The 22,196-nt window shown below is 39.7% G+C and carries 14 protein-coding genes, 16 tRNA genes, 2 rRNA genes and 2 pseudogenes (1 of these 34 running past the window's edge); 25 read left to right on the forward strand and 9 right to left on the reverse strand.

Translation table 11 applies throughout. The features are described 5' to 3' along the window. The 18 genes from NSU17_RS11225 to NSU17_RS11310 form a co-directional block, all read left to right on the forward strand. Window positions 1–2,405, forward strand: a 23S ribosomal RNA gene (locus NSU17_RS11225) (it extends 522 nt beyond the left edge of the window). A gap of 122 nt (window positions 2,406–2,527) precedes the next feature. After that, a 5S ribosomal RNA gene (gene rrf / locus NSU17_RS11230) occupies window positions 2,528–2,643 on the forward strand. Window positions 2,644–2,657: 14 nt separating this feature from the next. Further along, window positions 2,658–2,732: transfer RNA gene (locus tag NSU17_RS11235), tRNA-Asn, on the forward strand. Between the two features lie 8 nt (window positions 2,733–2,740). Next, window positions 2,741–2,833 (forward strand) — tRNA-Ser (locus NSU17_RS11240). A 13-nt stretch (window positions 2,834–2,846) separates the two neighbouring features. Then, a tRNA-Glu gene (locus tag NSU17_RS11245) sits at window positions 2,847–2,921 on the forward strand. A gap of 4 nt (window positions 2,922–2,925) precedes the next feature. Beyond that, window positions 2,926–3,001 (forward strand) — tRNA-Val (locus NSU17_RS11250). Window positions 3,002–3,021: 20 nt separating this feature from the next. Next, window positions 3,022–3,098 (forward strand) — tRNA-Met (locus NSU17_RS11255). A gap of 4 nt (window positions 3,099–3,102) precedes the next feature. Beyond that, a tRNA-Asp gene (locus tag NSU17_RS11260) sits at window positions 3,103–3,178 on the forward strand. 8 nt (window positions 3,179–3,186) lie between these two features. Next, a tRNA-Phe gene (locus tag NSU17_RS11265) sits at window positions 3,187–3,262 on the forward strand. A 7-nt stretch (window positions 3,263–3,269) separates the two neighbouring features. Next, window positions 3,270–3,345: transfer RNA gene (locus NSU17_RS11270), tRNA-Thr, on the forward strand. 8 nt (window positions 3,346–3,353) lie between these two features. Next, a tRNA-Tyr gene (locus NSU17_RS11275) sits at window positions 3,354–3,438 on the forward strand. A 4-nt stretch (window positions 3,439–3,442) separates the two neighbouring features. Further along, window positions 3,443–3,516 (forward strand) — tRNA-Trp (locus tag NSU17_RS11280). Between the two features lie 26 nt (window positions 3,517–3,542). After that, window positions 3,543–3,618: transfer RNA gene (locus NSU17_RS11285), tRNA-His, on the forward strand. A gap of 26 nt (window positions 3,619–3,644) precedes the next feature. Then, window positions 3,645–3,720 (forward strand) — tRNA-His (locus NSU17_RS11290). Between the two features lie 34 nt (window positions 3,721–3,754). Beyond that, window positions 3,755–3,829 (forward strand) — tRNA-Gln (locus NSU17_RS11295). 5 nt (window positions 3,830–3,834) lie between these two features. Beyond that, window positions 3,835–3,909 (forward strand) — tRNA-Gly (locus NSU17_RS11300). Window positions 3,910–3,916: 7 nt separating this feature from the next. Beyond that, window positions 3,917–3,990, forward strand: a tRNA-Cys gene (locus tag NSU17_RS11305). A gap of 50 nt (window positions 3,991–4,040) precedes the next feature. Beyond that, window positions 4,041–4,123, forward strand: a tRNA-Leu gene (locus NSU17_RS11310). Window positions 4,124–4,261: 138 nt separating this feature from the next. Here the strand turns inward: NSU17_RS11310 and NSU17_RS11315 are convergent. Together NSU17_RS11315 and NSU17_RS11320 are read right to left on the reverse strand one after the other, a co-directional pair. Further along, window positions 4,262–4,426, reverse strand: a pseudogene (locus tag NSU17_RS11315) (transposase); the annotation flags it as partial. A gap of 104 nt (window positions 4,427–4,530) precedes the next feature. After that, window positions 4,531–5,406, reverse strand: a complete 876-nt coding sequence (locus NSU17_RS11320; RefSeq protein WP_340705041.1) for an ISL3 family transposase — start codon at window positions 5,404–5,406, stop codon at window positions 4,531–4,533. Window positions 5,407–5,533: 127 nt separating this feature from the next. Between NSU17_RS11320 and NSU17_RS11325 the strand changes: the two genes are divergently transcribed. Further along, the gene (locus tag NSU17_RS11325; protein ID WP_340705042.1) at window positions 5,534–5,998 is read left to right on the forward strand and encodes a DHHA1 domain-containing protein; all 465 of its coding nucleotides are present in this window, start codon (window positions 5,534–5,536) and stop codon (window positions 5,996–5,998) included. Between the two features lie 161 nt (window positions 5,999–6,159). Continuing rightward, window positions 6,160–6,438 (forward strand): hypothetical protein, encoded by a 279-nt coding sequence (locus tag NSU17_RS11330; RefSeq protein ID WP_340705043.1) that lies wholly within the window; start codon window positions 6,160–6,162, stop codon window positions 6,436–6,438. Window positions 6,439–6,773: 335 nt separating this feature from the next. Here the strand turns inward: NSU17_RS11330 and NSU17_RS11335 are convergent, their stop codons facing one another. After that, a complete protein-coding gene (locus tag NSU17_RS11335) occupies window positions 6,774–7,316 on the reverse strand; it encodes a hypothetical protein (RefSeq protein ID WP_340705044.1) in 543 nt (180 codons plus the stop codon). A gap of 296 nt (window positions 7,317–7,612) precedes the next feature. Then, window positions 7,613–7,813: pseudogene (locus NSU17_RS11340) on the reverse strand (transposase); the annotation flags it as partial. Window positions 7,814–8,361: 548 nt separating this feature from the next. On the opposite strand from NSU17_RS11340, the gene NSU17_RS11345 reads away from it, so the two are divergent. Further along, window positions 8,362–9,159, forward strand: a complete 798-nt coding sequence (locus NSU17_RS11345; protein ID WP_016839097.1) for an MBL fold metallo-hydrolase — start codon at window positions 8,362–8,364, stop codon at window positions 9,157–9,159. A gap of 27 nt (window positions 9,160–9,186) precedes the next feature. On the opposite strand, the gene NSU17_RS11350 is transcribed toward NSU17_RS11345, so the two are convergent. From NSU17_RS11350 to NSU17_RS11370, 5 genes are all read right to left on the reverse strand, one after another. Beyond that, window positions 9,187–9,954 (reverse strand): IclR family transcriptional regulator, encoded by a 768-nt coding sequence (locus NSU17_RS11350; RefSeq protein WP_016839096.1) that lies wholly within the window; start codon window positions 9,952–9,954, stop codon window positions 9,187–9,189. A gap of 144 nt (window positions 9,955–10,098) precedes the next feature. Next, entirely contained in the window at window positions 10,099–11,253 is a 1,155-nt protein-coding gene (locus tag NSU17_RS11355; protein WP_016839095.1) for a CaiB/BaiF CoA transferase family protein, read from the reverse strand. Between the two features lie 131 nt (window positions 11,254–11,384). Beyond that, window positions 11,385–12,191, reverse strand: coding sequence for an enoyl-CoA hydratase/isomerase family protein (locus NSU17_RS11360; RefSeq protein ID WP_016839094.1), 807 nt, complete (start codon window positions 12,189–12,191; stop codon window positions 11,385–11,387). 205 nt (window positions 12,192–12,396) lie between these two features. Continuing rightward, complete coding sequence (locus NSU17_RS11365; RefSeq protein ID WP_340705045.1) at window positions 12,397–13,449, reverse strand: acyl-CoA dehydrogenase family protein; 1,053 nt, start codon at window positions 13,447–13,449, stop codon at window positions 12,397–12,399. Next, the gene (locus tag NSU17_RS11370) at window positions 13,446–14,600 is read right to left on the reverse strand and encodes an acyl-CoA dehydrogenase family protein (protein WP_016839092.1); all 1,155 of its coding nucleotides are present in this window, start codon (window positions 14,598–14,600) and stop codon (window positions 13,446–13,448) included. The genes NSU17_RS11365 and NSU17_RS11370 overlap by 4 nt, the downstream gene beginning before the upstream one ends. A gap of 187 nt (window positions 14,601–14,787) precedes the next feature. Between NSU17_RS11370 and rpoN the strand changes: the two genes are divergently transcribed. The 4 genes from rpoN (at window position 14,788) to NSU17_RS11390 (ending at window position 22,178) form a co-directional block, all read left to right on the forward strand. Next, window positions 14,788–16,110 (forward strand): RNA polymerase factor sigma-54, encoded by a 1,323-nt coding sequence (rpoN, locus tag NSU17_RS11375; protein ID WP_340705046.1) that lies wholly within the window; start codon window positions 14,788–14,790, stop codon window positions 16,108–16,110. Between the two features lie 464 nt (window positions 16,111–16,574). Then, on the forward strand, window positions 16,575–18,611 hold the full coding sequence (locus NSU17_RS11380) for a hydantoinase/oxoprolinase family protein (RefSeq protein WP_016839090.1): 2,037 nt from the start codon (window positions 16,575–16,577) through the stop codon (window positions 18,609–18,611). Window positions 18,612–18,633: 22 nt separating this feature from the next. Continuing rightward, window positions 18,634–20,613 (forward strand): hydantoinase B/oxoprolinase family protein, encoded by a 1,980-nt coding sequence (locus tag NSU17_RS11385; protein ID WP_340434339.1) that lies wholly within the window; start codon window positions 18,634–18,636, stop codon window positions 20,611–20,613. Between the two features lie 125 nt (window positions 20,614–20,738). Then, window positions 20,739–22,178, forward strand: coding sequence for an amino acid permease (locus NSU17_RS11390; protein ID WP_340705047.1), 1,440 nt, complete (start codon window positions 20,739–20,741; stop codon window positions 22,176–22,178). Window positions 22,179–22,196 lie beyond the last annotated feature (18 nt).

A 22,196-nucleotide genomic window follows, 5' to 3' on the forward strand; every position in this document is an offset into this window, starting at 1 on the left:
AAAAGCACCCCGGGAGGGGAGTGAAAGAGAACCTGAAACCGTGTGCCTACAAGTAGTCAGAGCCCGTTAACGGGTGATGGCGTGCCTTTTGTAGAATGAACCGGCGAGTTACGATTACGTGCAAGGTTAAGCAGAAAATGCGGAGCCGCAGCGAAAGCGAGTCTGAATAGGGCGTTTTGAGTACGTGGTCGTAGACCCGAAACCAGGTGATCTACCCATGTCCAGGGTGAAGGTGAGGTAACACTCACTGGAGGCCCGAACCCACGCACGTTGAAAAGTGCGGGGATGAGGTGTGGGTAGCGGAGAAATTCCAATCGAACTTGGAGATAGCTGGTTCTCTCCGAAATAGCTTTAGGGCTAGCCTCGTGTGAAGAATACTGGAGGTAGAGCACTGTTTGGACTAGGGGCCCACCTCGGGTTACCGAATTCAGACAAACTCCGAATGCCAGCTATTTATACACGGGAGTCAGACTACGAGTGATAAGATCCGTGGTCAAAAGGGAAACAGCCCAGACCACCAGCTAAGGTCCCAAAGTAATCGTTAAGTGGAAAAGGATGTGGCGTTGCTTAGACAACCAGGATGTTGGCTTAGAAGCAGCCATCATTTAAAGAGTGCGTAATAGCTCACTGGTCGAGTGACGCTGCGCCGAAAATGTATCGGGGCTAAACGATTCACCGAAGCTGTGGATTCGTGCGTTGCACGAGTGGTAGGAGAGCGTTCTAAGTGCGTCGAAGTCAGACCGGAAGGACTGGTGGAGCGCTTAGAAGTGAGAATGCCGGTATGAGTAGCGAAAGATGGGTGAGAATCCCATCCACCGAATGACTAAGGTTTCCTGAGGAAGGCTCGTCCGCTCAGGGTTAGTCGGGACCTAAGTCGAGGCCGAAAGGCGTAGACGATGGACAACAGGTTGATATTCCTGTACCACCTCCCCGCCGTTTGAGTGATGGGGGGACGCAGGAGGATAGGGAATGCACGCCGTTGGTCGAGCGTGTCCAAGCAGCAAGGCGTGGAAGTAGGCAAATCCGCTTCCTAATACGCCGAGCTGTGATGGGGAGCGCGTTATGCGCGAAGTTCCTGATTTCACACTGCCAAGAAAAGCCTCTAGCGAGGCGGGAGGTGCCCGTACCGCAAACCGACACAGGTAGTCGAGGAGAGAATCCTAAGGTGAGCGAGAGAACTCTCGTTAAGGAACTCGGCAAAATGACCCCGTAACTTCGGGAGAAGGGGTGCTCATTGGGGTGCAAGCCCTGATGAGCCGCAGTGAATAGGCCCAGGCGACTGTTTAGCAAAAACACAGGTCTCTGCAAAACCGTAAGGTGAAGTATAGGGGCTGACGCCTGCCCGGTGCTGGAAGGTTAAGAGGAGGAGTTAGCGCAAGCGAAGCTCCGAATTGAAGCCCCAGTAAACGGCGGCCGTAACTATAACGGTCCTAAGGTAGCGAAATTCCTTGTCGGGTAAGTTCCGACCCGCACGAAAGGCGTAACGATCTGGGCACTGTCTCAACGAGAGACTCGGTGAAATTATAGTACCTGTGAAGATGCAGGTTACCCGCGACAGGACGGAAAGACCCCGTGGAGCTTTACTGTAACCTGATATTGAATTTCGGTGCAACTTGTACAGGATAGGTAGGAGCCGTAGAAGGGGGAGCGCCAGCTTCCCTGGAGGCGCCCTTGGGATACTACCCTGGTTGTACTGAAATTCTAACCCGCAAGCCTGATCGGCTTGGGAGACAGTGTCAGGTGGACAGTTTGACTGGGGCGGTCGCCTCCTAAAAGGTAACGGAGGCGCCCAAAGGTTCCCTCAGAATGGTTGGAAATCATTCGCAGAGTGTAAAGGCATAAGGGAGCTTGACTGCGAGACCTACAAGTCGAGCAGGGTCGAAAGACGGGCTTAGTGATCCGGTGGTTCCGCATGGAAGGGCCATCGCTCAACGGATAAAAGCTACCCCGGGGATAACAGGCTTATCTCCCCCAAGAGTCCACATCGACGGGGAGGTTTGGCACCTCGATGTCGGCTCATCGCATCCTGGGGCTGTAGTCGGTCCCAAGGGTTGGGCTGTTCGCCCATTAAAGCGGTACGCGAGCTGGGTTCAGAACGTCGTGAGACAGTTCGGTCCCTATCCGTCGTGGGCGTAGGAAATTTGAGAGGAGCTGTCCTTAGTACGAGAGGACCGGGATGGACACACCGCTGGTGTACCAGTTGTCTTGCCAAAGGCACCGCTGGGTAGCTATGTGTGGACGGGATAAGTGCTGAAAGCATCTAAGCATGAAGCCCCCCTCAAGATGAGATTTCCCATTGCATAAGCAAGTAAGATCCCTCAAAGACGATGAGGTAGATAGGTCCGAGGTGGAAGCACGGTGACGTGTGGAGCTGACGGATACTAATCGATCGAGGACTTAACCAATCATTTCAATGTCGTTATCCAGTTTTGAGAGAACAACCTCTCGTAATTAAAAAATATAAAAAATACTTGAAAAAAGTATAGAATATGATATAATAATACTTGTCTTTCGGTAAGGAATCAAGCCTAGTGGCGATAGCAAAGAGGTCACACCCGTTCCCATACCGAACACGGAAGTTAAGCTCTTTAGCGCCGATGGTAGTAGGGGGCTTCCCCTTGTGAGAGTAGGACGTTGCTAGGCTTATATAAAATCATTCCGAAGTAGCTCAGTGGTAGAGCAACCGGCTGTTAACCGGTTGGTCGTAGGTTCGAATCCTACCTTCGGAGCCATTCTTCTTGGAGAGTTGTCCGAGAGGCTGAAGGAGCACGATTGGAAATCGTGTAGACGGGGATAACCTGTCTCAAGGGTTCAAATCCCTTACTCTCCGCCATAATTAAGAGATTGGCCCCTTGGTCAAGTGGTTAAGACACCGCCCTTTCACGGCGGTAACACGGGTTCGAATCCCGTAGGGGTCACCAATTAGGAGGATTAGCTCAGCTGGGAGAGCACCTGCCTTACAAGCAGGGGGTCGGCGGTTCGATCCCGTCATCCTCCACCATAAAAAATAATTAACATTATCGCGGGGTAGAGCAGTCTGGTAGCTCGTCGGGCTCATAACCCGGAGGTCGCAGGTTCAAATCCTGTCCCCGCAACCAAAGTGGTCCCGTGGTGTAGCGGTTAACATGCCTGCCTGTCACGCAGGAGATCGCGGGTTCGAGTCCCGTCGGGACCGCCATAAAAAGTGGGTCGGTAGCTCAGTTGGTAGAGCATTTGACTGAAGATCAAAGTGTCGGCGGTTCGATTCCGTCCCGACCCACCATAAATATGCCGGTGTAGCTCAATTGGCAGAGCAACTGACTTGTAATCAGTAGGTTGAGGGTTCGATTCCTTTCGCCGGCACCATACTTTCCGGAGGGGTAGCGAAGTGGCTAAACGCGACGGACTGTAAATCCGTTCCCTTTGGGTTCGGCGGTTCGAATCCGCCCCCCTCCACCATTACAGGGGCATAGTTTAACGGTAGAATAGAGGTCTCCAAAACCTTTGGTGTGGGTTCGATTCCTACTGCCCCTGCCATTTTTAATTTTCATCAAGATATTTTGGCGACTGTGGCGAAGTGGTTAACGCATCGGATTGTGGATCCGACATACGTGGGTTCGATTCCCATCAGTCGCCCCATACATATTTTAATATGCCTGCTTTTGGCGGCTGTGGCGAAGTGGTTAACGCATCGGATTGTGGATCCGACATACGTGGGTTCGATTCCCATCAGCCGCCCCATAAAATAGAATATAAGTTGTTTATATAATATTATTGGGGTATAGCCAAGTGGTAAGGCAACGGATTTTGATTCCGTCATGCCCAGGTTCGAATCCTGGTACCCCAGCCATTCATGCGGAAGTAGTTCAGTGGTAGAACACCACCTTGCCAAGGTGGGGGTCGCGGGTTCGAACCCCGTCTTCCGCTCCAGTAATTTGGCGGCTTAGCCAAGCGGTAAGGCACGGGTCTGCAACACCCTTATCACCGGTTCGAATCCGGTAGCCGCCTCCAAAAAAATAAATATCGGTTTAACCGATTTATTTTTTTCTCTTTTTTATTATGCCGATGTGGCGGAATTGGCAGACGCGCACGACTCAAAATCGTGTTCCCAAAAGGAGTGTGGGTTCGACTCCCACCATCGGCATTAGGATTCAAGGAAACCTTATATCATCAAAGCCTTCAGTAATAATGGGTTCTTTGTCAAATGGTGTTGGTGAATAAATTTTAGTGACATTATTTGGTAATATGTAATCGGATGGCTTAGGGGAAATTCGAGGTTCCCCTAAGCTGTTTTTATTTTCGCTAAGTTTTGGGTAATGAATATTCGGTTTCTAAAGTGATAGAAGGATCGATAACCGAAAGAAATGCGTTTGATCACTTTGATTTTGTTATGAATTCCCTCTAAAATGCCGTTGTTATAATCGTACTTTAGCGTATTCTCGACGTAATTGATGTATTTGGGTTCTTTGTCAAATGGTGTTGGTGAATAAATTTTAGTGACATTATTTGGTAATATGTAATCGGATGGCTTAGGGGAAATTCGAGGTTCCCCTAAGCTGTTTTTATTTTCGCTAAGTTTTGGGTAATGAATATTCGGTTTCTAAAGTGATAGAAGGATCGATAACCGAAAGAAATGCGTTTAATCACTTTGATTTTGTTATTAATCCCCTCTAAAATGCCGTTGTTATAATCATATTTCAACGTATTCTCGACGTAATTGATGTATTTGTTGATTGTCTTGATGGCGGTTTTCATATAGCTGGAAACGCTGTTCTGTTTATTCGCCAAGGTTTTCTTCAAGAGCTCAAAGTCTTTGGTTTTGATGCAATGTCGAACGTATTGATATAACTCATAGGACGCTTTTAATTCAGAATCTAAATCAATGAGATAGTGGAGAATCTCCACCTCACACATATGCTTTTTAAAGCAACGATGATATGTATAGTTCTTATAATCAAGTTTTGTTTGATCTTTCAGAAGGAGCTTCCAGTATTTTTTCAATTTATTGTAATTCTTTTTATCCCGATTCATGACGTTGATGCGCGTTTTGTTTAAAGCTCTGCTAAATAGTTGGAGGATATGGAATTTGTCGAGTACGATTTCCGCTTTAGGGAAAACTTCTTGGATTAAGGAAATATAAGGGCTGTACATATCGATGACAATCGTTTTTACCGCATCTCTCGCCTTCTTGGAATACCGTAAGAAATACTCTTTGAGGACATGTAATCTCCGGTCCTCCACGATATCCACAATCTCCCCCGTTTCAGAGTCGCAGAAAATAAAGGACATCGCTCCAGCTGCGGATTTCACTGATTTAAACTCGTCAAAACACAAATGCTTTGGAAGGTAGTGAACATTTGGTTGATAGTAGCTATAAAAGCTGTCAATGACACGACTGACAGTGGCATGAGAAACATGATGTTTCATCGCAATATCTTTTCCTTGGGATAAACATGTTTACGAATTTATTGAGTTTGCCACGTTAGGTACGATTGCGGATCTAATGCCTCTTAAAGGAGAAAATCGTATTATTTGTAAACTTGGATTGCAGAAAATGAATTATACACCAACCCCTGTATTAAAAAAACTCTTTGAGATGTTACGAATTAAATATGTCGATAGTTCCACCATTAGCTTTCAAATTGGACCGATTTTTAACTCGTCGGGACGAATTGGTGATCCAAACCAAGCTGTCGATATCCTAGTCAACCCTTTATGTGCAAAAGCCGATCTTTATTCATTAATGACTTTAAATAAAAAGCGGCAACAAATGACAAAAGAACAATTCCGACGTATTGAGGAACAAATTATTCAAAACCAATGGTACAAACAAAATGTTATTGTTGTTTGCGATGATTTTCACAGCGGAATTATTGGTCTCATTGCCGCAAAAATAGCAAATAAATTCAAAAAGCCAGCGGTTGTGATTTCCTCGACAGGAGCCGGTTCTGCCAGAAGTGTAAATAGTACAGATTTCTCCATTATTAATGTGATTAAGAGAAATGCTCACATTTCCTAACCAAATACGGTGGTCATCGAGCCGCTGCTGGTTTTTCGATTCAACTCGATTTCGATCATATCCATGCTTTTAAAGAAGCGATTCAACTAGCAGCCTTAGACGAACCGCCACTAAATCCAAAATTAAAATATATTAGTACCATTCCCTTACATCAGTTCCCTATGCATATTTTTGATGACTTAAGCGCGTTAGAACCATTCGGAATGTCATTTCCAAAGCCGTTGTTTTACTGCTCACCGCTGGCAATCAAACAGTTTCAAACATTCGGTAAAAACAATGAACACTTAAAATTAACGACAAACAAAAAAGAAGCAATTGCTTTCTTTAAAGGGGGATACGTAACAAAACTCCAAGCATACCCATTGACCGAATTCTTATATACGCCTAACTGTCCAATAACAAAAGACTTTCTTATTCATGATCTTCGCTTAGCTAAATAACAAAGAAGCCTTGGCTTTTTTCAAGGCTCCTTTGCTTATTTTATTTCTTCTACCTTTAATGAACTTTGAACTACTGAAGTTATCTCTGCTGCACAAGACTGACAAATGTTTTTATTTTTAAATGAAACCAGCTTTTCATCCTGCTCACCACAAAAAACACAAAACGGTTGATGTTTACGGAGATATATTGTGGTACCATCGTAGCTAATTTCTAAAAGATCATCCACTCCAAGTTCTAACGTTCTAACCATTCAGCAGGAATAACGAATCTGCCAGCTTTATCAAATCCTCTAAGTACCCCTGTTGTTTTAGCCATTCATCATCCCCCCTGAGTATTAATTAGGCAATTTTATTTTGGTTATTAGTTCTGAAACTGACTTTATAAAACGTTCAATAACAGGTAATATGACTATTGTGATATCGTCAACTGAGTCATTTTCAAAATTAATATTTGAAAATCTTCTATACTGATGTAATCCCATTCTTCGATGGGCAGAATTTTTTATCCAGGAAAAACGGCCATCCTTTATTATCGATTCATTCTTTTGTTTTTCAATTACTACGGCATCTAACATCTTTGCTAACTGAGGAAGGTATGGAGCTATTATTTTTTGAAATTCTTTTCTTCTTCCTTCATCTCTAGGTTCTGGTTGATCAATGTCTAATACAAATCCCATTCTAATTCCATCTGGTACTTCAGATGAAAAATCAACGATAAACTGATCCTTTGTTGTATAGGGGATTAACAATCTATACCTCCCTTCCTTGCTTTTATCAAAAATCGCGTTAGGATAATGGACTTTTAAAGATTCTAATAAAGATTGTAAAATTAAAATGCGTTTTTCTCTTAATTCTGGTGAAATCAAACCCTTACTCACACCATTTCCCCCTTTAATCTTCTGATTTCTTTCTCTAATTTTTCAATTTTATGTTTTAAATCTTTCTCTTCCTGTTGGTATGCTTTTAATTCAGCTAATGTACCAAGATATTCAAAAAATAATTGAATTTCATGATCTTGAGGTTCAACAGAAAAAACTTTATGATAATAATGTTTTGCCTCAAGAATTGTCCAGTTCTGAAATTTAGGTGACATTGCTTTTAGAAGGCTTAAACCTGTTAGACTTTCATCATTTTTAATCTCTTCAGCACTTTTAGCAGGCTCTAAAAAATGCTCAATCATTTCTTTTTGAATGGCTTCTATATCAGCCAAAGTTAATTCCTGTTCACATTCAATTGGAGAGAGTTGCTTAATCCATTTATAAATCGTTACTTCTGAAACACCATATTCGCTAGAGAGTTGACTGACTGGAGTGCCTGAGCGATAAAGCTCAACTACTGTTTGTTTAAATTCTTGATTATACCGTTTTTGACTCATGATTCGGACACAACCTTTCGTTAGTTTAATATTAATGACTTAACCAAGTTGTGTCCATAAATCTATACTACATCTAGTAATGAAAATATCACTTCAATAGACAAACTAAATTATTTCATTGAAATATTAAAAAATTAACTGTGGGTTCAATCCCACAGTTTTTTTACTTTCTAAAATTCAAATTCCCATAATAATTATCAAAGAATGGAATAAAATTTTTTATCTTTACAGAATTACAAGAAATCAATAAGTTAAGCAAGCTTGTTATAAAAGACAAAAATGAAATGAGTTAATCAAAAAACAACATATCAAAATCTCCCGACAAATTCTTGATTAAAAAACTAACCACCATTAAACAAAACAGTATATAGAGTAACGTGAAAAGTAAATACGGTTCCTTTTTAAGATAGCTAAGGGCGTACTTTTCAACGTTTATTACGTACTCGTAATGACTTAGAATATTGTTTAGAGCAATCATTGAAAGAGATTCAAATTGGTAATATTGAAGATTTACGATAGTGACAAATTAATACAAAGAGGAGATCAATATGATTCAATATCAAGACAAACACCTCACCGTATTCGAAAGCCAACTTTATAAAACTACGTCCACTGTTATTCAAACTGAAGATTGTGTGATTGTCGTCGATCCATGTCTGCTTCCTTCTGAAGTGGATGAAATTCGTGAGCATGTAGTAAGCATGAAAGGAAACCGACCTGTTTATTTGATTATCACTCATTCCGATTGGGACCACATCGTGGGGGCTGGAGCATTTCCAGAAGCAATTGTTATTGCTAGCGAAGCCTTTCAGTTGAAAAATCCAAATGAGATTCTGGAACAAGTAAAGGCGTTTGATGATGAGTATTATATCGATCGAAAAACTCCGGTAGTTTATCCCAACGTGGATATTGTTGTGAAGAAAGACGGCGAGCAACTGAAAATCGGCAATACCACGCTCACTTTTTATGAAGCGAAGGGACATACGGATGATGGCATCTTTGCAATTGTTGAGCCTCTCGGGATTTGGATTGCAGGCGATTATTTATCCGATATAGAATTCCCATTTATTTATTCAAGTTCAACCGACTATATGAAAACATTAGAAAAAACGGAAGCGATTTTATCGGTTCACCGAATTAAATTCTTAATTACAGGGCATGGCCATGTTGCTCGCAGCACAGAAGAAATTCTAATAAGAAAACAGGATAGCCTTAAATATATTAATAACCTTAAACAAGTGATTCAGTCCAATGCAGAACATGAACATTTAGTTGATTCATATCGTTACAAAAGAAGTTTAAAGAAGTGCCATGAGGAAAATGTACGGTTCTTGTTGAATGAATAGGTGCTAGGTACAAAAAGTGCCTGGCACCTAATACAATTGATTTTCAATTTCTTTTGCGGCTTGTTGCATTTTTTGTATGAGTTCTGTTTCATTGTAATCCGTATATCGAATTACTGGAATGACTATGCTGATTGATGCAATGGATTCCTGTGCTGCATTTAAAATGGGAACAGATATGGACCATGCTCCGCGAACTCTTTCACCGTTGCTGATGCAATACCCTTGCTCACGAATTTGTTCCAATTGTTTCAGGAGCTGTTCCTTTGTTTTTACGGTATGTTCAGTAATCTTATCTAATTGAACATTATTTACATAATCCTTATAATTAGGCATAAATGCAAGCAGCGTTTTTGATGATGCTCCTGCGTAAAGTGGGGAAGTGTCACCTACTAGCATTTTTGTTGAAAGTGGATATGATGAATCAAAATTTAAAATGCATCTTCGTTCATAACCATCGATGATATTAAGTGAAAGACTTTCTTTTGTTTCTTCGTTTAAACGTTTTAAAATGGGTTCTGCTACAAGAATTAAGCTCGACTCTTGTTTCACTAAGTTTCCTAAATATAATAATGAGTGGCCGAGTTGATAACGCTTTGTTTGCTCATTTTTATGCAAAAATCCTTCAACAACGAAGGTAGAAACAATGCGTTGCAAACTGGAGATGGTTATTCCAGTTTTTTTGCTGAGTTCTGTTAAGGAAAGACTCGGTTCATCATTTGAGAATGCTTTTAATACTCGAATGGCTTTGTGCAGCGATGTAATTGTATAGTTTTTTTCATATGTTACTTTATCCAATTCTTACACCTACTTCATGCAGTTTTTTAGTTTAACACTTGTCCGGGAAACCTACTTCATTAAAGAGAAAATGCAAAATGAGTTCTTTTGCTATTCCACTATTATATAAGAATATTTAAGTTGTTTCATATTAACGAAAGTGTTTTATGACTGTTTAAAATTTATTGGTTGTTCCAAATACTTATCGGAATGTTCGCCAAGCAATGGAGGTGCAAGTTTATATTGGATATTTAAGCCCGAAAATTGCAATGGATTTTTAATGAATTTGACTTTGCCATATTGAGGATGTTCGAGTTCTCCAATTAAGTTGCGAGCTTTTACTTGAGGCTGCTCAAGAGCTTCAGCAATGGTATGCACTTTTCCACAAGGGATTTTATATTGATGTAATAAGAGAATCCATTCATCCCGTGTTTTAGTAAGCGTAATTTCAGATATCATTTGGCTAAGAATCGATTCATGTTTTTTGCGCAGGGAATTCGTTAAGAAACGTTCATCTTCCACCCATTCTTCGTGGCCAAGCATTTTACATAGTTTACGGAACTGGTCATTTGTACCTGCACAAATCATCAATGGACCATCTGCACAATTGAAAACTTGATATGGAGCGACATTATTATGAAGGTTGCCTAAACGTTTAGAAATGAAGCCGGCATTAATATAGGCACTTGCAACATTTGCAAGGCTGCTAATTTGCACATCAAGCAGGGAAAGATCGATAAATTGTCCTTCTCCAGTCATGTCACGCATGCGCAATGCTGATAATACGCCAATGACAACATATAGAGAAGTTAAAATATCGGCAATAGGCACCCCGACTTTTGTCGGCTCGCCATCCGGTTGCCCTGTAACGTCCATTAAACCGCTCATTGCTTGAATGACTGGATCGAATCCAGGCATATGTGCGAGAGGACCAGTTTGGCCGAATCCTGTTACTGCACAATGGATGAGGCGGGGATTGATTTTTTTTAGTTCTTCGTAATGAAGCCCCATCCGCTGCATATCGCCAGTTTTGAAGTTTTCTAATAAAACATCTGCATCTTTAATTAAGTTTTTTAATTGTTCTTTCCCTTCATCCGTTTTTAAATCAAGCGTGATGGAGAGTTTATTGCGGTTGGCACAAAGGTAGTAGGTGCTTTGTCCATTTATGAATGGACCCCAATCACGCATGCTGTCCATGCCTTTTGGATGCTCGATGCGGATGACTTCTGCACCTAAATCGCCTAAAATCATAGAGCCTGCTGGTGCAGCATAAACTCGGGATAAATCTATGACTTTTATATTTTGTAGAGGCTGTTGCATATTCAATTCTCCTCTCTAAATTTACTTTCCAGAGAATTTACGTACTGCATGTTTCCCTATACTTGATGAAGTTATATATCATTCGGCTTCTTTTTTCATTACTACATCTATATTGCACCCGAATAGTTGTCTTATTTATAAAAAGGTTTACGCTTATTGACTACTGCATCTACGCCTTCTTTAAAGTCATCAAGTTCTGTCACAATGGCCATTTGAGATGAAATGTAGTCAAGCGCTGAGCGTAAATCCATTTTTTGGCTTTGATAAACTGCCCGTTTAATAAAACGAATGGCTGTTTGCGGTCCATTTGCAAGCTTTTCTGCATACGAGCGGGTAAATTGTTCAAGTTCATTATCATCTACTACAAAGGTTACGAATCCCAATTCTTTTGCTTCCTCAGCTGTAAAAATCCTTGCGGTCCAAAACATATCCAATGCTTTGTCGATGCCAACAAGTTTCGGTAAATAATATGCACCACCATCTCCTGGCACAATGGCAACGTTTATATAGCTTTCCGATAACTTTGTTGAGACTGCAGCAATTCGAATGTCACACATTAATGCCATATCCAGTCCAGCTCCCATTGCAAAGCCGTGTATTTGTGCAATCACAGGTTTATCGATTTCTTCCAAAAGCAAAGGAATTCGTTGAATTTTCTTCCATAGTGAATTTTTACGTGCCAATCCGGTGGAAGAGATGTCCTCCTTGCTTTTGAAAAAACCTTCTCCAGCTTGCATGGCTTTCACATCGCCCCCAGCACAAAACGCTTTTCCGTTTCCTTTTACAATGACCACTCGTATCGAATCATCATCTCTTACTGTTTCCAGTGCTTTTATCCAATTGGCAATCATTTCTTCGCTAAAAGCGTTATAGCTTTCAGGACGATTTAATGTAATCGTAGCAATATGATTTTCTACTTCAAAAATTAAATCAGCCATAAAAAATCTCTCCTTTAAAATTCTTGTTCTATCTTTCTGCTAAGTTTCGTTATTAAAAAAATATCTGAGTCAAAAAATTTCAAAAGGTGAAAGGGGAAGGTGATACGGGATGTTTACTGATATCTTTCCAGTGAAACACTGGAGGAAAGTGCAGTAAAACGTCCCGAAAGCACGGCTTTTCTTAAATTTACTCAATTGAGAAATATTATTTTTTTACAACTGTTTGAGCTGTTTTTGTGAGATAAGCCCACAATTCAGCATCACGATTCAATAAATAGTCGGCAATATGTTCACTCCAAAAATCCGCATTTGTTCCTTCATCCCGCCAAGCCCATAAACGTCGAGTGTATTGGTGTAATGCATGTTCATGTGTCGTACCAATTGCAGCATGCAATTGATGGGAAACGGAAGCAACTGTTGAAATTGCGTCTTCAAAACGGATGCGCGCAAATGCAACTTCATGCAATAATTTTTGTGATTGAATAGCGGCACAAACGTTATTGAATGCAGCAATTGCAATGGCGGTTTCCCCAGCTAATTGTGCGATTTGGTATTGCACCAACTGGAAGCGGTGAATTGGGCGTCCAAATTGTTCCCGTTCTTTTGAATATTGGACAGATAACTCATTGATTTTTTCAATGGCCCCCGTCATTAAAGCGATTTTAAATGCAGTTTCGATTGTTTTGAAATAGAAAATTTGTTCATCCGATAAAACGGCTGAAGAGTGTGCTTGCGCATTATTCAATATGACTGTATCCCGTGGCTCGCTTGCCAAGTTAGTGCTTGGCTGTATCGTAGCATTAGCCAAATCGATTAGTGCAACATGCACCCCTTGATTGCTTTGTACAAGGGCTACTAGATATTTGGCATGTCTTGCCCAAGGAACGTTGTGCAATACACCATTAATTTGATTATTCTGAGAAATAAATCCATCTTGAAGGGAGTAAGTCGCAATTTTATCAACTACTGCCAGATTGCTGGTTTCAAGTATGAAGTTGGCAAATGCTGTTTCTGCAAAAGGAATGGGTGCAGCATATTTACCTGTTAAACGTACAAGATTTAGAAGGTCCTCTAAGTCTCCTCCAGCACCGCCATGTTCTTCTGAAAGGGCAACGGAGACCATACCGTTTTCTACAAATAATGTCCAAGTATCTTTTGACCAATCACCTTTTTCAAGCACATCCACTACGTCTTTTGTAACACGATCTTCCAACATGCGTTCCGCAACATCTAAAATCATCTCTTTCATTTCGCTCATTTCGCCACAACCCCTTTCGCCAACATACCGTATAGAATTTCTGTTGTACCACCGCGGATTGTAAAACCGGGTGAATGTAAAATGGACTGAGCCATATAGCGGTCAAATTTTCTCTCTGCATCCAGTTTTGGATAGGTTTCAACGAGCAGTCGTGCAACCTCAGGAACGCTTTGTTCAAACTTAGTACCGATTGCCTTTACTAAAGATGCAGGTATGGCAACGTTTTTTCCATCGCCGGATTCCAATAATTTTGCAACTCCAATGGATAAATTCCTCAGGCTCCATAAACGGGAAAGAAGTTTTGTTGCTTGTTTTAATCCTTCTTTATTGTCCTGAAGCTTTAATTCTTGAATCAATTCGTCTATTAGGAGATACGTACTTAAAATACGTTCCGGACCACTTCGCTCAAATGCAAGTTCTGCCAAGCCTTGCTCCCATCCATTTCCAATCTGGCCTACAACCATATTGTCTGGAACAAACACATTATCGAAAAATACTTCGTTGAAATGATGTTCACCTGTTAAAAATTTAATCGGAACTATTGATACTCCTTCTGCATGTAAATCGATAATCAGTTGGCTCAATCCTGCATGTTTGTTTTTTCCATCAAATGGACTTGTGCGTACAAGAGTCACCATGTAATGACATACGTGGGCGTTGCTTGTCCAAATTTTCTGACCGTTCACAATCCAACCACCCTCTACCTTTTCTGCCCGTGTACGAACCGAAGCCAAATCCGAACCACTGTTTGGTTCACTTAAACCAATGGCAAAGTAGCATTCCCCTCGGGCGATTTTTGGCAGGAAAAATTGCCTTTGTTCTTCTGTACCGTAACGAAGTAGCAATGGCCCCGTTTGACGATCCGCAAACCAATGGGCTGCAACAGGTGCTCCACTTGCTAAAAACTCTTCCGTTAAAATATAGCGATCAATAGTGCTCCTCTCCTGACCTCCATATTTTTTTGGCCACGTCATGCCAATCCAGCCCTGTTCACCGATGAGTTTTGAGAATGAAGGATCGACACCGCTCAACCAGGAATCGCATTTTGGGGTAAAGGTTCCTTTTTTAACATGCTCTTGCAGGAATTTGCGGACTTCTAAACGAAACGTTTCTTGTTCCTGCGTAAATTGTACTGTTGGCAATCGAAACATGACATCATCCTCCTTATTTTACCGTATTACGGTAATCGTTATCGTATTACAAATATAATCATAGTTTTTTAAGGTGTCAATAAAAAATATAAAAAATTCTAACAATTTTGTTATTTTTTCTCTTTCATGTAGATAAATAATTTTATAGGGAAAAATTAAATGGGGATTAAAAAATGGGGGGAACACAATGCAAATGCAAGTAAAATTGGAAAATAGATTAATGAAAACTCTGCGATTAGATCAAATTCAAAGTTTGGAAATCTTGCAAATGTCCAGTTTGGAGTTGGAACAATATTTAATTGAAAAAGCAAATGAGAACCCATTGCTTACTTTAGATAGTGAAAATAATAGTTTTCAGAAGCTCTTGGAAACCTCTTATATCAAAGAAAAAATGTCTCCATCCTTTTCGAGCGAAGAAAATCATTGGGATTTTATTGAGCGCAGCGCAAGAGTTCAAGAGAATTTTGAACAATTTTTTATTGAGCAAATTCCACTAGCGGTTCCTCTAAGTGATTTGGATGTAAAAATATTAAAATTTTTAATTTGTTCTTTAGATGACCGTTTATTTTTAGATGTTGAATTAGCTGAAGTAGCTGAAAAATTTCATACGACTTCAGCTCATGTTGAAGAGATCATCCAATTGCTTCAGACGCTTGAGCCTGTCGGAGTTGGAGCACGTAATTACATTGAGTATTTATTGATTCAAACGAACCGATTTCCCAATGTGCCCCCATTCATAAAAGAGATTATAAAAAATGATTTGCACTTAGTTGCGGAAAATAAACTTAAACAGGTAGCGAAAAAATACAGCGAATCTTTATCAGAAATTCAGCAAGCTGTTGCATTTATAAAAAATCTAAAACCAATTCCTGCTGGTTTTAAAGAAACAGCCATTCATTATATTGTTCCGGATATTGAAGTATACCGTGCAGGTGGAGAATGGGCTATTCAAGTGATTCAAAAGAATTTGCCTGCGGTTCAAATCAATGAAGAATATGTGGAATTGTTAAAACAACAAACAGAAAACAAGCAATTTTTAAAACGTTATTTGAAAGATGCAAAAGCAATTTTATTAGGAATCGAAAAGCGTAATAAAACAATCTATGAATTTGTTCGGTTGCTATTAGAGATTCAACCTGACTTCTTTGAACAAGGAATAGTAGGATTAAAACCTATGAGATTAAAAGATATAGCAGATCATCTAAAAGTCCATATTTCTACGATTAGTCGAATGGTTAAAGGAAAATATCTGCAGACTCCCCATGGCATTTATAGTTTTCAGTCATTATTTTCAAAAGGAATTATAAGTTCATCAGGAAAATCAGATTCAATTATATTTATTAAAAAACGGATAAAGGAATTAATAGAACAAGAGAATAAAAGAAAACCTTTAACCGATGAACAATTAGCAATCCAACTCAATAATGAGGGAATAAGTATTTCCAGACGAACAGTGGCAAAGTATCGAATAGAAATGAATATTGCTAGCTCATTTAACAGGGCATTATAAATAATTTCAAATTACAATAACCGATGCAATAATGCATAACAATTGAATTTCTGCATACAAAGATGGTTTTTTGGTTAAATCAAAACCATTGAAAGAATTATCAGGTTAAAGACCTATTAATTTTGTTAAATAATTCTTGAATTAATATTCATTTATCGGAATATAAAAAAATACTAGCCATAAATAAATTATGAAACAGTTAACAAGTTCTATTCATACTAATTTTAATTACTTGCTGAATATGGCTTTTTTTGAAGTCAATTTTAAAAAAATAGTTTTTTTATGCATTTTTTAATATTTTATGAAAAAAATGATTGAGGATATGACGGGAAAGTTGGCATATTTTTTGCTTTAAATTTTGTAACTGCATTGTGATTAGTTCACGCATTTAAGAACAGCGGTCATACCAGAAGCTATTGTGTTCTAGTAATTTACAGATAATTTTATAGAAAGAAGGGGATGTCATGATTACTGCCAAAAAACGTTTAGCTATTGATGTCGGGGGTACTTTTACTGATGTTTTTGTATTCAACGAGGAAACCGGTGAAATTTTTGTTACGAAAACATCGTCAACACCATCCAATCCTGAGAAAGGAATATTAGAGGGAATTGCAAAGGCGAAAATTAATGGAGAGGATATTAAAGTCTTTTCCCATGGAACGACAGTAGGTACGAATGCACTCATTGAAAGAAAACTGCCCAAAACAGCACTGATTACAACAAAAGGCTTCAGGGATGTAATTGAAATAGGACGAGGTACAAAAGAAGATATTTGGGATACTTATAAGGATAAAGCAAGACCATATATTAAAAGGCGCGATCGATTTGAAGTGACAGAGCGGACAGACTATAAAGGAAATGTTTTGATCCCTGTAGATGAAAATGAGGTTCGTGAATTAGCAAGAAAACTGAAAAAACGTGGAACAGAATCGGTAGCAGTATGTTTCATTAATTCATATGTGAATGGAGAAAATGAAGCAAGGGTGAAGGAAATTCTTCAAGAGGAATTACCAGGGGTATATGTGTGTATCTCCAGTGAAGTATTACCTGAAATCTTTGAACATGAACGAATGAGTACGACGATTATTAACGCTGTATTAGGACCGATTATGACTTCGTACATTAATAAGTTGGAAGAAGAAATGCATGAGCGCGGTTATAAAGACGATATTTTGGTTTTACATTCCGGCGGCGGTGTGATGACATCCAGTACAGTCCCTCGTTATGCTGCCAGACTTGCAAGCTCAGGAATTGCAGCAGGTGCCATTGCAAGCAAACATATTGCAAAATTATGCGGTTATAGTAATGCGATTGGTTTAGATATGGGTGGAACAAGTACGGATATTTCATTAATGTATGACGGTAACATTCGGATTACAAAAGATTGGGCAATTGAATATGGTTATCCGATTGGTTTCCCAAGTATCGAAATTTTAACTATTGGTGCAGGCGGTGGAAGTTTAGCCTGGATTGATGAGGGCGGTTCATTGCGAAATGGTCCGCAAAGTGCAGGCGCTTCACCAGGTCCAGCATGTTATAGCCACGGTGGTACTGAACCGACGAATTCGGATGCAAATCTGGTGTTGGGACGTTTAAATGAAGAATTATTAGGCGGTACGATGAAATTGAATTTAGAGAAAGCGAGAGAAGCTGTACAAAAAATTGCAGATGAATTCGGCTATTCAATCGAAGAAGCGGCAAATGCAATCATCGAAGTGGCCAATGCTAATATGAGCGATGCAGTAAGACTCATTTCTGTTCGCAGAGGGTATGACCCAAGAGACTTTGCTTTAGTAGCCTTTGGCGGAGCAGGTCCATTGCATGGTGCTCATTTAGCGAAAGAATTAAATATCCCTACAGTCATCATTCCGCCTTATCCAGGTGTAGCAGCAGCGATGGGATGTTTATTAGTAGATGTACGGCACGATATTTCAAAAACATATTTAAAGCAAGCTTCGGAAATAACACTAGATGATTTACAGCTGGAATTCGAAAACATGAAAGCTGAGGCAAAAGCGTTGCTTGTTGAGGAAGGAATTCCTGAAGAACATTCCACTTTAATGAATTTCATTGACTTAAGATATCAAGGTCAATGGCGTTCGTTATCGGTACCAGTAAGCGAAAGTAATTCATCAATCGAAGAGATTTTAGAATTATTCCATAAAGAACATGAGCGTGAGTTTGCATATTCTGACAGGGAACAAAAAGTTGAAATTTATGGGCTTCGCGTTACAGCAATCGGTACTGTGCCAAAACCTGAATTTCCAAAGTATAACTCGGCAGGAAAAATTGAAGATGCCCTTAAAGGGACAAGAAAAGTTTACTTCGATGGCAAATTTGTAACGACAAAAATTTATGATAGGGACAAAATTCCAGTGCAAGCTGAAATTGTAGGGCCAGCAATTATTGAACAATTGGATACAACAACTGTAATCCCACCGGAATTTACAGCAAAGGTTGATCAGTACAAAAACATTATTATTTCTGTAAATCAAGAATAATTTTGGAAAGGTGGAATGATTTATGAGTTCTTCACAAAAAACGATTCCTAAACAGGAGTCAACTTTAGATCCGGTTACTTTTGAAGTGTTAAAAAATGGTTTTGTGAATTTGGTTGACCAAATGGCAGAACAGATGTTAAGAACATGTTACTCATTTGTCATTTACAACCGTGATTTCAGCTGTGCCTTGTGTGACGCAGATGGAAATACAGTGATGCAAGGAACACATGATATTTCGGTTCATGTAGGGACATTGCATTTAACGGCAAAAGCAGTTTTGGAAGATTTTAAAGATGATATTCATCCAGGTGATGTGTTTTTAGTGAACGATCCTTATAGGGGTGGCACTCACTTCTGTGATACAAGGGTAATTTTACCGGTGTTTTATGAAGACAAATTAATTGCTTTCATGCAAACAAATGGGCATTGGGCAGACGTTGGTGGTTCTAACCCAGGATCTTTTGATGTGAAGTCCAGATACCATTTTGGAGAGGGGATCCGTATTCCACCAGTCCGTATTTACAGAAAAGGCGAATACTTATCAGATGTCGTCAATCTTTTGATTTCGAATATGCGAGTGTCTAAAGAGCGCTTAGGCGATTTGCGTTCACAAGTGGAAGCGGCAAAAGTTGGGCAAAAGCAACTGTTAGAGTTGATTGATAAATATGGAATTGATACGGTGTTAACTGCATTTAAGGAAGTGCAGGATTACGTTGAACGCTTAACGAGAAAAAAAATCGAGTCATTACCTGAAGGCACGTGGGAAGCGGTTGACTATATTGATATGGACCCTGAAGTTGGAGACGGGTTAATTCCTATTCGAGTGAAAATGACGATTCAAAATAATGAAATCCATTATGATTTAAGTGGAACTCATCCATATATTAGCTGCTTTTTAAATGCAGGTTTTGGTTCAGCATTATCAGGATTATATGCAGGTACAAAAACATTTTTCCCGGAAGTACCGCTAAACTCCGGATTTTACCGGGTTGTAAAAGCATACTTGCCTGAAAATTCAGTAGTGAATGCTCCTGAACCTGTTGCTGTTTCTGGTTTCTGTTCAGGTGCTTTTGAAAAAATTATGAATGCTTGTTTCGAGATTTGGTCTGAAATAATGCCAAAACGTGCAATTGCGTGTTCATTCAATCTGGAATATTTATTAATTGGAGGATATGATCGCCGCAATGCAGCCAACAATTACTTTATGTGGTATGACTGGATGGCGGGAGGTCATGGCGGACGCATAGACCGCGACGGAGCGAATGCAACCTCACCTGTTTTTGGAGTAGGGCTCAGCGTACAGCCTTGTGAAGGGCAAGAGCGTTTGTCACCTGTTATTACGACAAAACATGAAATTATCACCGATTCAGGAGGACCTGGAAAGTATCGGGGTGGATGTGGAGTTGAAAAAGGCGGCATTTTAACAGACGTATTCGGCGGGGTGATGTCTTATTGTTGTGACCGTTCCCGTTCGATTACTTGGGGAATTATGGGAGGTCTGCCATCGATTCCACAAGGAGCCATTTTATATCCTGATACGGAGAGAGAACAATTTTTAGGTACCATTTTCTCAAATGTTCCTTTGAAAAAGGGGGATTCGTTTACTAGACCATCCGCTGGTGGAGGCGGCTTAGGTGATCCATTGGAACGAGATGTAAACGCTGTCTTGGAAGATGTCATTGATGGGTACGTATCAATCGAAAGAGCCAGAAAGGATTATGGTGTAGTCATTACAGAAATCAATCGAGATTTGGATCTATTTGAAATTGACTTTGAGGCTACTAAAAAAGAAAGAGAATACATTCGAAAAAATAGAAAAGTATGGCTCAGTGTAAATCCATTTGAAGTAGAAAAGATGTATAAAAATGGAGAAATCAATCAATTAGATGTAATTCGCCGTTACGGTGTAATTATAGATTATACAACGAATCAAGTATTGATTAAATCGACAGAGCAATATAGGGAAACGATGATCAAGCGTTCAATGGCGTATTGGGATTAATGATGCATTTGGTATAATGGTAGTTTTTTTAAAATTTTCCATTCATCGATTTCTGAAAATATAAAAAATTGATTTGATCGTTAACTATGGATTTTACTTTAAATTTCATAAAAAGGGGGAATCAAATGGGAAAACTGCAAAATTCATTGAAGACTAGGCATATTACAATGATTTCTATTGGTGGGGTAATAGGTACAGGCCTATTCGTTGGAACAGGTAAAAATATTTTAAGCACCGGTCCAGCTGTCATTTTTTCTTATCTAATTGCATGTTTGATTATTGTATTCATTATGCAAATGGTTGGTGAAATGGCTTCTGGTGAACTGGCTTTAGGAATGAATCGAAACGGCGATCCGGAAATGGGTTCGTTTGCTTCCTATGCTTCGAAATACATTGGTGATTGGGCAGGTTTTACAGTTGGTTGGCTTTATTGGGCAAGCTGGGTATTCATTGTTGGACTGGAAGCAGCGTTAATTGGTGGAATGATTAATGCTTGGTTTCCTGTCATCCCTATTTGGGCGGGTTCTATTGGCATTACATTGCTTATGACCATTATTAATGTGTATTCTGTAAAAACGTTTGGTGAATTTGAGTACTGGATTTCTTTCTTAAAAGTAACGGCAATTGTTGTGTTTTTAATTGTAGGTACGTTAATGGTGCTCGGTGTATGGCCGACATTTAATCCACAGGGATTCGGTATTTTATTTAAACATGGAGGTTTTGCTCCACAAGGTTTAGTTCCGATTTTGACGGCAATTGTATTTGTTATTTTCTCCATTTGTGGAGCAGAAGTAGCGGCAATCGCAGCTGCTGAATCGGAAAATCCGGCGAAAAATATTGTCCGGTCAATCCGGAATGTTGTTTTTCGGCTGGCATTGTTTTTTGTAGGGTCAGTTACTTTGATGGTTTTAATATTGCCATGGAATGATGCTGACAATTTAGCAGCACCATATGCAAACATTTTGAGGATGGCAGGCTTACCAATCGCAGCTGAATTAATGCAAATCGTTATTTTCGTGTCACTGGTTTCAGTATTAAACTCCGCACTATACACAAGCTCACGTATGTTATTGTCCATGTCTCAACAAGGAGATGCCCCAAAATTTTTCTCCAAAATCAATAGCAAACGGGGCGCACCAGTTCCTTCCATTATTGGCAGTACAATCGTTGCGTATATTTGTGCTATGTTATATTTTATTTCGCCGGATGTGATTTTCTACTTTTTAGGAAACTGTGTAGGCGGTTTAATGATTATTGTATATATTTTCATTGCGATATCACAACTCCGCTTCCGCAAAGAATTCTTGAAGTGGAATGAAAAAAAATTGCCGATTCGTATGTGGTTATTCCCTTATTTAACCTATGGGACGATATTCTTGCTTGTGGCAGTATACATTTCTCAACTATTCATTGAAAGTTTACAATCGCAGTTTTATTTAAGTACTGCGGTGTTTGTTTCTTCAATTGCATTATTTTTTGTCATGAGAAAGATTAACCCCGCTCCATCGGAATCCAAAAAAGAAGTAGAAACATTAGTGAAAGAAACTGTGTCTGAAACGAATTAATGTGATAAAAGCCCTGCT

This window comes from Ureibacillus sp. FSL K6-2830 (genome assembly GCF_038004145.1).
GTDB lineage: Bacteria > Bacillota > Bacilli > Bacillales_A > Planococcaceae > Ureibacillus > Ureibacillus thermosphaericus.

Bases quoted from the DNA above. Each gene is read 5' to 3' on its own strand.
- NSU17_RS11320 (WP_340705041.1), bottom strand. From the start codon at position 5,406: ATGAAACATCATGTTTCTCATGCCACTGTCAGTCGTGTCATTGACAGC.
- NSU17_RS11325 (WP_340705042.1), top strand. From the start codon at position 5,534: ATGAATTATACACCAACCCCTGTATTAAAAAAACTCTTTGAGATGTTA.
- NSU17_RS11330 (WP_340705043.1), top strand. From the start codon at position 6,160: ATGCATATTTTTGATGACTTAAGCGCGTTAGAACCATTCGGAATGTCA.
- NSU17_RS11345 (WP_016839097.1), top strand. From the start codon at position 8,362: ATGATTCAATATCAAGACAAACACCTCACCGTATTCGAAAGCCAACTT.
- NSU17_RS11355 (WP_016839095.1), bottom strand. From the start codon at position 11,253: ATGCAACAGCCTCTACAAAATATAAAAGTCATAGATTTATCCCGAGTT.
- NSU17_RS11360 (WP_016839094.1), bottom strand. From the start codon at position 12,191: ATGGCTGATTTAATTTTTGAAGTAGAAAATCATATTGCTACGATTACA.
- NSU17_RS11365 (WP_340705045.1), bottom strand. From the start codon at position 13,449: ATGAGCGAAATGAAAGAGATGATTTTAGATGTTGCGGAACGCATGTTG.
- NSU17_RS11370 (WP_016839092.1), bottom strand. From the start codon at position 14,600: ATGTTTCGATTGCCAACAGTACAATTTACGCAGGAACAAGAAACGTTT.
- rpoN (WP_340705046.1), top strand. From the start codon at position 14,788: ATGCAAATGCAAGTAAAATTGGAAAATAGATTAATGAAAACTCTGCGA.
- NSU17_RS11380 (WP_016839090.1), top strand. From the start codon at position 16,575: ATGATTACTGCCAAAAAACGTTTAGCTATTGATGTCGGGGGTACTTTT.
- NSU17_RS11385 (WP_340434339.1), top strand. From the start codon at position 18,634: ATGAGTTCTTCACAAAAAACGATTCCTAAACAGGAGTCAACTTTAGAT.
- NSU17_RS11390 (WP_340705047.1), top strand. From the start codon at position 20,739: ATGGGAAAACTGCAAAATTCATTGAAGACTAGGCATATTACAATGATT.